At 59.2% G+C, this 9138-nt stretch carries 12 protein-coding genes; 7 read left to right on the top strand and 5 right to left on the bottom strand.

Going from position 1 to position 9138, the window contains the following annotated elements; translation table 11 throughout:
* Positions 1-27: 27 nt before the first annotated feature.
* On the top strand, positions 28-1050 hold the full coding sequence (locus GA0004734_RS00315; protein ID WP_092930174.1) for an Lnb N-terminal periplasmic domain-containing protein: 1023 nt from the start codon (positions 28-30) through the stop codon (positions 1048-1050).
* A gap of 685 nt (positions 1051-1735) precedes the next feature.
* On the opposite strand, the gene GA0004734_RS00300 is transcribed toward GA0004734_RS00315, so the two are convergent.
* From GA0004734_RS00300 to GA0004734_RS00275, 5 genes are all read right to left on the bottom strand, one after another.
* A complete protein-coding gene (locus GA0004734_RS00300) occupies positions 1736-1936 on the bottom strand; it encodes a hypothetical protein (protein WP_139056211.1) in 201 nt (66 codons plus the stop codon).
* Positions 1937-2034: 98 nt separating this feature from the next.
* A complete protein-coding gene (locus GA0004734_RS00295; protein ID WP_245292299.1) occupies positions 2035-2724 on the bottom strand; it encodes a Crp/Fnr family transcriptional regulator in 690 nt (229 codons plus the stop codon).
* 119 nt (positions 2725-2843) lie between these two features.
* A complete protein-coding gene (locus GA0004734_RS00290; RefSeq protein ID WP_092930168.1) occupies positions 2844-3080 on the bottom strand; it encodes a DUF6894 family protein in 237 nt (78 codons plus the stop codon).
* A 441-nt stretch (positions 3081-3521) separates the two neighbouring features.
* Complete coding sequence (locus GA0004734_RS00280; protein ID WP_092930163.1) at positions 3522-3773, bottom strand: hypothetical protein; 252 nt, start codon at positions 3771-3773, stop codon at positions 3522-3524.
* Positions 3774-3855: 82 nt separating this feature from the next.
* Positions 3856-4644, bottom strand: a complete 789-nt coding sequence (locus GA0004734_RS00275; RefSeq protein WP_139056210.1) for an XRE family transcriptional regulator — start codon at positions 4642-4644, stop codon at positions 3856-3858.
* A 126-nt stretch (positions 4645-4770) separates the two neighbouring features.
* Here GA0004734_RS00275 and GA0004734_RS00270 point away from each other — a divergent pair, with 126 nt between their 5' ends.
* From GA0004734_RS00270 to GA0004734_RS00245, 6 genes are read left to right on the top strand one after another with little or no spacing between them, the layout of a single operon-like run.
* Positions 4771-5100 (top strand): helix-turn-helix domain-containing protein, encoded by a 330-nt coding sequence (locus GA0004734_RS00270; protein WP_092930157.1) that lies wholly within the window; start codon positions 4771-4773, stop codon positions 5098-5100.
* Positions 5100-5384, top strand: a complete 285-nt coding sequence (locus GA0004734_RS00265) for a hypothetical protein (RefSeq protein ID WP_139056209.1) — start codon at positions 5100-5102, stop codon at positions 5382-5384. The genes GA0004734_RS00270 and GA0004734_RS00265 overlap by 1 nt, the downstream gene beginning before the upstream one ends.
* On the top strand, positions 5381-5749 hold the full coding sequence (locus GA0004734_RS00260; protein ID WP_245292298.1) for a hypothetical protein: 369 nt from the start codon (positions 5381-5383) through the stop codon (positions 5747-5749). Before GA0004734_RS00265 ends, GA0004734_RS00260 begins: the two co-directional genes overlap by 4 nt.
* A complete protein-coding gene (locus GA0004734_RS00255) occupies positions 5749-6591 on the top strand; it encodes a ParB N-terminal domain-containing protein (RefSeq protein WP_092930154.1) in 843 nt (280 codons plus the stop codon). The genes GA0004734_RS00260 and GA0004734_RS00255 overlap by 1 nt, the downstream gene beginning before the upstream one ends.
* A complete protein-coding gene (locus GA0004734_RS00250) occupies positions 6588-7046 on the top strand; it encodes a hypothetical protein (protein ID WP_092930151.1) in 459 nt (152 codons plus the stop codon). Before GA0004734_RS00255 ends, GA0004734_RS00250 begins: the two co-directional genes overlap by 4 nt.
* Positions 7046-9064, top strand: coding sequence for a transposase domain-containing protein (locus GA0004734_RS00245; RefSeq protein ID WP_092930147.1), 2019 nt, complete (start codon positions 7046-7048; stop codon positions 9062-9064). The genes GA0004734_RS00250 and GA0004734_RS00245 overlap by 1 nt, the downstream gene beginning before the upstream one ends.
* Positions 9065-9138: the final 74 nt, after the last annotated feature.

Below are 9138 nucleotides of genomic sequence, written 5' to 3'. Positions count from 1 at the left end.
CATCATCGCCCTGAAGAGGTTCACAGCATGCGACTTTTCACGACCCTTGCCACCGGCCTCCTTAGCGCGCTCTTTCTGCTCGTGGCCTTGCTGGCCACCGTGTGGACGGCGCTGGCACTGTGGTATCGCATTCCCGGCGATGGGCTGCTGCGCGGCTTGGCGGTGTTTCTCTGGGTCGTCTTCATCCTCGGCCTCATCGTGTTCGGCCGCCGCTATCCGCTGGCCGCCGCCAGCGTCTTCCTCGTGGGGCTCCTCGCCGTGGGCATTTGGTGGCAGACGATCCGCCCGCGGCTCGATCGCGATTGGGCGCCCGATGTTGCTCGCACTGTGACGGGGACGATCGGCAACGACAATGCGGGGGGCGGAGATGTGGTCACGCTCCGCAACGTGCGCAATTTCCGCTGGACGAGCGACCGGGATGCCGAGCCGCTGTGGGAAACCCGCCGCTACGATCTCGATACGATCACCGGCACGGATCTCGTCCTGTCCTACTGGGGCATGGATGCCATCGCCCATACGCTCGTCAGCTTCAGCTTTGCCGATGGCCAGCGCGTGACCTTCTCGGTCGAAATCCGGCGTGAGAAAACGGAAGAGTTCTCCTCCATCGCCGGCTTTTTCAAGAGCTACGAGCTCGCCTTCATCGCCGCCGACGAGAGCGACATCCTTTATCTCAGAACCAATATGCGCCGCGAGGATACCTATCTCTACCCGCTGGCACTGCCCCGGCAGGCGGCTGCCGCCCTGTTCCTCACTTATGTGCACGCCGCCAACGCGCGCGCCGAAACGCCGCAATTTTACGATACGCTGACCAGCAACTGCACGACCGTCATCTTCGATCTCGCCCGTCTGGTCACACCCGGCATCCCCATGGACTGGCGCATCCTCCTGTCCGGCTATCTCCCGAGCTACCTCCTCGATCAGGATGCGACGCTCTGGAAGCTCCCGGAAAAAGAGCTGCGCGCCAAAGCCGCCATCAGCGCCAAGGCCTTGGCGCAGCCCACCAACGGCCCGCAGTATTCCACGATCATCCGGGCGGAGACTGCGCCGTAAGGGGGCAGGGCCGTAGGCTTCGCCGACGCGTCGGAGAGGGCGGAATCACCGCCACAACCTGCCCGTATATGCTGCGTGATGGACCTTGTGATCTCACCTGCGTCAACATGGCTGATGTTGTACGCAGCGGCCTTGAGGTACTGCTCCCCCCACGCAATACCAGAATGGAATATCCGCAATGTGGGATTGGTTCCCTATCGTCTTTTTTCCGCTCAAGCTTCTCGTGCTGGGTACGGGCATGTTCTTCGCCATCAAGTGGCATCGCGATCAAGCCAAGAAAAAATGACGAAGCGGGATGGCCGTGAGCGGTGGCCGATGTGGTTTGTCACCGCTTTTTGCAATGACCCGGATGATCTGGGAAGCTGCGGGTATTTCGGGGAGGCCGTTGATAGATGACGGTTTTTGTGGTGATGTCTGGAAGACTTTTTGACAGCGTGCCGGCCAGGAAATCAGCCCGATACGGTGATTTTGCCAATTTTGCCGGAGTGGGGAATTGGCCGCTCTCACGCAATTTTAAGAAAGACGGTGCGTCCTCTCTTGGATTTATCACCTCTTTTCATGCGGTTACGCGGAAATCGGCCTAATCTAAGAAGGACGCTGCTTACATCCTGTACCCCGACTGGCGGGAGTTCCCGACCAGCTCCAATGAGCTGGCCGGTGTTGTGCCTTCTGATGCCGCATACAGCTACGCAAGTTCGGCGATGGTCTCCATCTCCTCGTCATTATCGAGCTGCTCTGCATGTAACAGTGCCATATTGATCAAGTAGCTTAACACCACGTCTCCGTTTTGTTTAGCCAAGCACTGCGCTGCTTCTAGTAATTGTGTTAAGTGAATGCGATCATTCATTTCTCTCGCTCCAGTAAACGGTTCTGTCGCGTTATACATCTACAAACTTGCCTGAAACTCACGTTTTTACAACCCCAATTATAGGGCTTGCAATCTCAAGTATCCCAAAAAATGTAGTTATATAATTCTGCTTCTGACTAGAATGCGGAGTTGATAAGCCGCCGGTACTCTTGTTCGGGCAATCCATAACTGCCAGCCGCAGTTTCAATTAGGCCTGCCCTGTTAAGAACAGTAATCGAGGCACGCTCCGCTTTGATCAGATGCTCGCCTTCTAGGATGTGAAGAGTGGTGGTGACACCGGGTCTGCGCACACCTAGCATGAGTGCGAGAAATTCGTGGGTCAGAGGCATCGTGTTACCCACTCGATCTTGGCACATGAGTATCCAGCGCGCCAAGCGCTGCTGCAGGGTAAAGCGCCCGTCAGCAAGAGCTGTCTGCGCGATCTGGGTCGTGAAGACATGGGAAAAGCGTAGCAGCATCCTTCTCAACGTTGCTCGCTGATCCACCAACTGGCGGAGTAGGTCCGAGCGGATGCGTAACGCTGTCCCGCGACCTTGCATGAATGCGTAGTGAGGAGAAGCCTCGACATCCAGAATAACGGAGTGTCCAGAAAAACCTTCACGTCCAACGCAGCCGACTTCGATTTGTGCCCTGCCGCTTCCTGCTATCTCGGATGACAGGCCGCTAAGGAAAAAATGTACGTACTCGATTGGCTCGTAGGAATTGAAGAGCGGTTGTTTTACGTCAAGCTCCACAAGCTCTAGGTGTGGATCAAGAGACGCTCGATCAGCTTCTGACAAAGCTGCCAACAATCCGTTCTCCATCATCCAAACTCCCCGAAAAAGCATACGGTGGTTGAGGTAACCCCTTTTTCTCATTCCTCAATTGTAAGAAGCGTACCGTTCTCAAGTTTTCAGAGCCACGCTCCCCACAGCCGGCCTTTACGTTACTGCAATCGCAACGCGTCACGAAAGAGAACAGTGCGCACGACATGTCCGTCGTCAGTTGTTATCTCAAAACTGGAACCGTCGATGATATCGTTTGCGTAGACCTTCTCTGCGAGGATCTCACGCGCAGCTTTGAAAGCCTCGTCTACGGCGTCATCAACGGTCGGGAAGTCCTCGCCTTCCGGGTCCTTTTCAAAGACGCCAGGTTTGCGGACATGAAAGAAAAATTTCGGCATCGACATCTCCTGACGGGTTCCCTTCGCGAACAGGCGAGTAGCTGCTCAGTTCCCAAGTCGGCTGTCGGCTTGTCAGTTGGTCCGTTCTCGACCCAATGATCTGACTTTTGACGCGACAACTTCCTGACAGTGAAGCTGTCCGTATTGGCCAATGCCAGCGTTCCATAACGGGGAGATATGCGATCCGAGGAGCACCGCACTCGGATCGTTGCTGGTTTCACCGGCGTTTAATCGCGGTCGGCTGATGGAAGCCAACCCCGCGCGAAGCCGACGCTCATCGTTGCGCGTGCGATCGACAGTTGGTCCCGAACATACCTGCAGTCGTTCAGGAGTGTGTCGATCGCGGCTTCGACATCGCCGCCGTGGTACGCAAGGACCTGTTCCAACTCTGACAGATCCGCCGTTTCAGCCTTCTCGGCCTCGATAGAGCAAGGCTTCATTTTACGCGGCCATCTCTTCTATTACGTTCTTTACCTGACCGAATTCCCTGATCAGCCGAGGACTTGTCATGTCGCCGGTTTCTTCATCGACGAGCACAGCAATGGCCGACGCCCCAAGATTGTAGCGGGCCATGCTTTCCGCGATGCGTTCGGCCGAAGCCTCACTGCTCGCTTGCCGTATCTCGCCGAGAATAATCGAGTTTTTCCGGCCTTTCCGGAACGGGATAACGATAAACCTCTCGACGATTTTCATGAAGAACTCCTAACTTTGCGTTGTAGATGTTCTTAGTTTGTTCTCGTAAATCTGGGGAGTCAATCTGCCCAAGAAAAGATTCCTAGTTTCTTTTCGGGAGCGCGATGATCATGCGCTCGACTTGGCCAACGACCTTCGCCGAATTGATCTCATCGTTTTCGAGCCGGATCGGCTGATAGCGCGGGTCGGTGTTGTCGGATTGCCATGTGAGCGAGCCATCATCGCCCCACTGAGCGCGTTTCACAAGCATCTCGCCGTTGATGGAGACGACATACAGCGTGTCGTCCTGGACGTCTCGACGTCTCGTGTTCGCAACGACCGTATCCCCAGACGCAAGGGTCGGAAACATGCTGTCACCGAGGATCTGAAACATTCGAAGCTCGTCAGGCCGTAGGCCCAGAATGCGTTCGGCAAACTCGTCGAGTTCCAGCTCCTCGCCCTCGGTTTCGTAGGGAGAGGTGTTGCCGCCACCCGCGGAGACGTAGTGGTCGGGGAACCACCGAAGGGTTTTCGGCGGGCGTGGCTCTGAGCGAGGAGGAGGGACGCGAGGTCGCCGAGCAGTCGCTTCAGCAATCTCCTCAACCGTATCGACGATGCGCTGCAAGGTATTCTGCTCCACCTCGACAGGAGGGGGGGCTGGGTCGTCTAGAGACTTCGGGCCCAAGCCGGTTAGCACCCAGCCGGGATTGATGCCCAGCTTCTCGAACTGAAGCAGCGTTTCACCGCTAGGCGTGCCTTCTCCCCTTTCGATCTTTTGCCAGCCTCGCAACGACATGCCGAGAACGTCAGCCATCTCTTGCTGCTGAAGCTTTCGCTCTACGCGCACCCCCTTCGCCCGCGATGCCAGATTTTTCGCAGTTTCACTACCCATAAGCGCCAACGGCACTTTTGTGCTTGTATAAGAGCACAATAGTGCTTATACCTTCCTGTGTTCACAGACTGCAACCAACCAAAAAAGAGGCCGGCCAGGGCCTCTCATCTGGATCAAGGATCTCTTATGCATCGCGCACCCAAAAGCGACAAGATCAGCCGCGCCGAGCGCCGCCGATTAGAGGAAGTCGCCCGGATAAAAGGGCGGCTCATTGTAGCCAAACTCACCCTTGCCGGTATCGACAAGGTTTACAATCTCCCGGCCGGCACGGCAGGGAATGCCGTTCACGAGCCGCACCTTGCCGGCGAACGTGCGATCGCTGCGGCGCTCAAGACGCGTCCGCACCTGCTTTGGCAGACCCGGTACTCCAGCGACGGCAGCCGCCTGAGCCCGCAGCCCTCTGAGAACTACCGTCATGCCCGTCGTAACTCCTCTGACATTCATGAGGCCGCGTGATGGTGGGCGCGAACGAACGACCGTCTGCTCTAGCCTACCGCGACATTTGCCGCAGGGACCCGAAGTCCCCGGCCGTCAGTCACGGCGCCGTTCGCGCCACGACTGAAGTCTCTCGCGTTTCCGCGCTCAAGCCTATGGCGAAAGTGACGCCTGAATTTGGCAGCAATCCGTTCATTCCGGCTCGCTCGTCGATTTGCCGGGCTGCCGACACGACCCTGATCTTTGGCGTCGTCGCCATGGGCCTCGTCGCTGTCATATTCAGCGTGGTGAGGGCCAGCCTGTGAGTCATCTCAATCCGTTTTCCGCTGAAGAGCGGCTGCAGGCGATGGTCGCAGCGGCCTTTCGCGCCAGCCGGTCGCATTTCAGCCACCTGCCACTCCGGTTCATCATCAATCCGCCCGTCGATATGCTGGACGCGGCGCTTGCTCGGCAGGTCGCAATCCATGTCCTCATGGTTCACTTCGGCATCCCGCGTCGCCGCGTGATGGTGCTGCTCGGTGTCGGTCGCACAATGGTTGGTCAGGCCGTGCGTACGGTCGATTACCGCTGCGACGAACCTGTGTTTGCGCGGACTTACCGGGCAATTGCTGCCCGCGCCAACGACCTGTTTACGACCGCCCTGCATGAAGCTGTTGAGGATGCCGCGTAATGGCTGAGTTCATCCGTGCACCCCTCTCAGACATCCACATCGGCGAACGTCTCCGCCCGATCGATCCCGCTTATGTCGAGATGATCGCCGCCTCGCTCACCGAGCGCGGGCAGATCAGCCCGATCATGATCCGCAGGACGCCTGCCAAGAACAAGGGCGCCACGCCTTTCACGCTTGTCGCTGGCGGCTATCGCACCTCCGCTGCCAAGCTGCTCGGTTGGACCGAGATCGACGCCATCATCGTCGAGGCAGATGCGCAGGAAGCGCAGCTGCTGGAGATCTCCGAGAACCTGTATCGCAATGAGCTGAACCCGCTCGATCGCGCGATCTTTGTCATGACGTATCGTGAGCTTTGGGAGGAGCAGCATGGCAAAGTAGGCCGAGGTGGCAATACGTTTGTTTCGGAGGCGAAAGAATCAAAGGGGCACGATGCACCTTTGGTCTTTGCAGCAGGCCGCGAACTTTCCAAACAGGTTCAGGAACGTCTGGGTATTGGTCAAGATACCTATAAGCGCGCGACACGTATAGGCCAAAACCTTCACCCGACCCTGCGCCAAGCCGTGCGTGGAACGGAAGCCGAAACCGACCAGTCCGCTCTTCTAAAGCTGGCGAAGCTCTCGGCCGACGATCAGCTGAAGGTTGCCGCTGCCCTGAAGGAAAGCCCCGATCTGAAGCCCGTTCTGCAGTGGCTGAAAGGCCCAAAGGCCGAGGCCGATCCGCAGCAGGGCATCTTCGACAAGATGGCGGCGCTCTGGAGCAAGGCCGACGAGGAAACGCAGCGCCGGTTCCTCGACCACGTCGGCTCGAAATCCGACTTCTCCTTTCTGGAGCGTGCAGCATGAAGCGCGATCCTCACCAGTTCGACTTCTTCGCCGAAGCCGTGTTCCCCGTGCGGCAGGCAGCCGAGCGGATCGACCTCGATCGTTTCCGCTCCCTGCTGAAGCGCGAGATGGCCCGCGCCATCCGCGAATGCCCGTACGATCGGCCCACGATCGCCACCCGCATGGCCCACTACCTCGGCCTATCGTCTGTGTCGAAAGGTGCGCTCGATGCCTACACGGCCGAGAGCAAGACGGCCCACGACATCAGCCTCGTGCGCTTCAAGGCGTTCGTTCGGGCAACCGGAGCCGTCTGGCTTTGGGATGTGGTGCTCAGCGAGGATGGCTTGATCCTGCTCGAAGGCGACGAGGCCCGGCTTGCCGAGATCGCACGCCTTCAGCAAGAGCAACGCGAGCTGGCAGCCGAGCTGAAGAGCCTTCAGGCGCGTCCCGTCACGATCAAGCGTCGGGGCCGCTGATGAAAGAGTGGTTCACCATCCCGGAACTCGCCGAGGCAAAGCTGCCGGGCCTGCCGACATCTGTCAGGCGGATCCACGACCACGCTGCGCGCGCGGGATGGGATCATCAGCCGGGTAAGGTACGCGCGATCGCCAAGCGCGGTGGCGGTCGTGAGTATCACTATTCTCTTCTGCCGCCTGAAGCGCGGCAGAAAATCGCCTTCCTCAACACGGACCTGACAGCAGCCGTCAAAGGCGTTTCGAAGCAGCTTTGGTCGCGTTTCGAAGCTCTGACCGACGAGCATAAGGCCATCTGCCGGAAGCGGCTCGATGTGTTGATCGCCGTTGACGACATGAAGGCGTCGGGCATTGCAGCCACAATTGCTGTTCAGCACTGCGCCCGTATGGCCGATATCGCCGTTACGACCTTGTATGGCTGGCGTCAGATGGTCGAAGGCCACGCGCGGGCGGATTGGCTTGCAGCGCTGGCGCCGGCCTTCTCGCCTGCGGTCAACGGCCTCGTTGCCGACCGGGCGGACTGCCATGCCGATGCCTGGGCCACACTGAAATCGGATTACCTCCGGCCGGAGAAGCCGAAGTTTTCGTCCTGCTTCCGCCGGATGATGACAGCCGCGAAGGCAAACGGCTGGTCGCCGATCCCCTCCGAGCGCTCCTTGCGGCGCCGCCTTGAGGCCGAGGTGCCAAAGGCGGTGCAGATCTTGGCACGGGACGGCAAGGAAGCCGCCGCCCGGCTATTCCCGGCGCAGACGCGCTCCGTCGCTCATCTGCATGCCATGCAGATGGTCAACACCGATGGGCACAAGCTCGATCTGTTCGTGCGTGTGCCCTGGAAGAAGGTGCCGGTGCGCGTCATCCTCATCGGGATCCAAGACATTTACTCCCGCAAGGTGCTGTCGTGGATCCTGTCCGAGGCCGAGACGTGGGAAGCGGTGCGCTCCTGCATCGGCGCAATGATCGAGAACGCCGATGGCGCGCTGCCCTACCACATCTACATGGACAACGGCCGCGCTTTTGCGTCGAAGAAGATCTCTGGTCAGGCGACATCGCGCAACCGGTTCAAGATCACGGAAGGCGAGGTCGCCGGCCTCCTGAAGACGCTCGATATCAACGCGCACTTCACCAAGCCCTATTCCGGTCGATCCAAGCCGATCGAGCGTGCATGGAGGGATTTGGCTGACGAGATCTCGCGGCACCCTGCGATGTCCGGCGCCTATACAGGGCCGAACGTTGACGAGAAGCCCGAGAACTACGGTCGCAGCGCCGTGAAGCTCGATGCGCTCCAGGAGCACGTCGCGGCCATGGTGGAAGAGCACAATGCTCGTGAAGGTCGCCGTACGGAAATGGCCGACGGTCGCAGCTTCAACGCGGTCTTTGCGGAGTCTGTCGCCGATCCCTCGACCATCCTGCGCTATTCCAGCACTGCCCAGCGGGCGCTCTGGATGCTCGCGGCCGAGAATGTCACGGCCCGCAAGCCGGACGGTGCGATCCATTATGCTGGCAACCGCTATTGGGCCCCGGTTCTCAACCAGTGGATCGGCAAGAAGCTGACCATCCGGTTCGATCCGGCCAACCTGCACGGTGCGATCAAGCTCTACGATGGTGCCGGCCGGTTCCTCGGCGATGCCGAGTGCATCCTTGCCCATGGCTTCGATTGCCAAGCAGCCGCCCGCCAGACGGCACGCAAAGCCTCGGATTATGCCAAAGCGCAGAAGTCGCTGCTCGAACTCAACCGCACGATCGAGGCCGACCAGTTGGCTGACCTGTACGCCAAGGCACGCAAGGCTGAGAAGCGTCCGGAAGCGCCGGCGCCACGTCCCGTCGTCACCCGCCTCATCACAGGCAGCAACCTTGCTCCGGCTGTCTCGGCCGAGGCAATCGGCGAGGGCGAATTTGAAAACAGTTTCTCGCGCGGACTTGCCCGGATCATGGGCGAGGGGAGCGCGATCATCCCATTCCCCACAGGGAAGACGGCGGCAGGGACAGTTAAGCCCAGCCGTAAGACCAGAGCCGAAAAGTAATGCGTACGGTTCCGACCAAAAAAATGGGCGCCACAGTGAAGGGGCGCCCGGAGTTACTTATGCAAGGAACCAAG

Origin of the sequence: Rhizobium sp. 9140, from assembly GCF_900067135.1 — a bacterium.
In the GTDB taxonomy this organism is placed as follows: Bacteria; Pseudomonadota; Alphaproteobacteria; order Rhizobiales; family Rhizobiaceae; genus Ferranicluibacter.
Note: the sequence above shows the minus strand (reverse complement) of the source record. Positions and strands in the feature narration are given on the sequence as shown.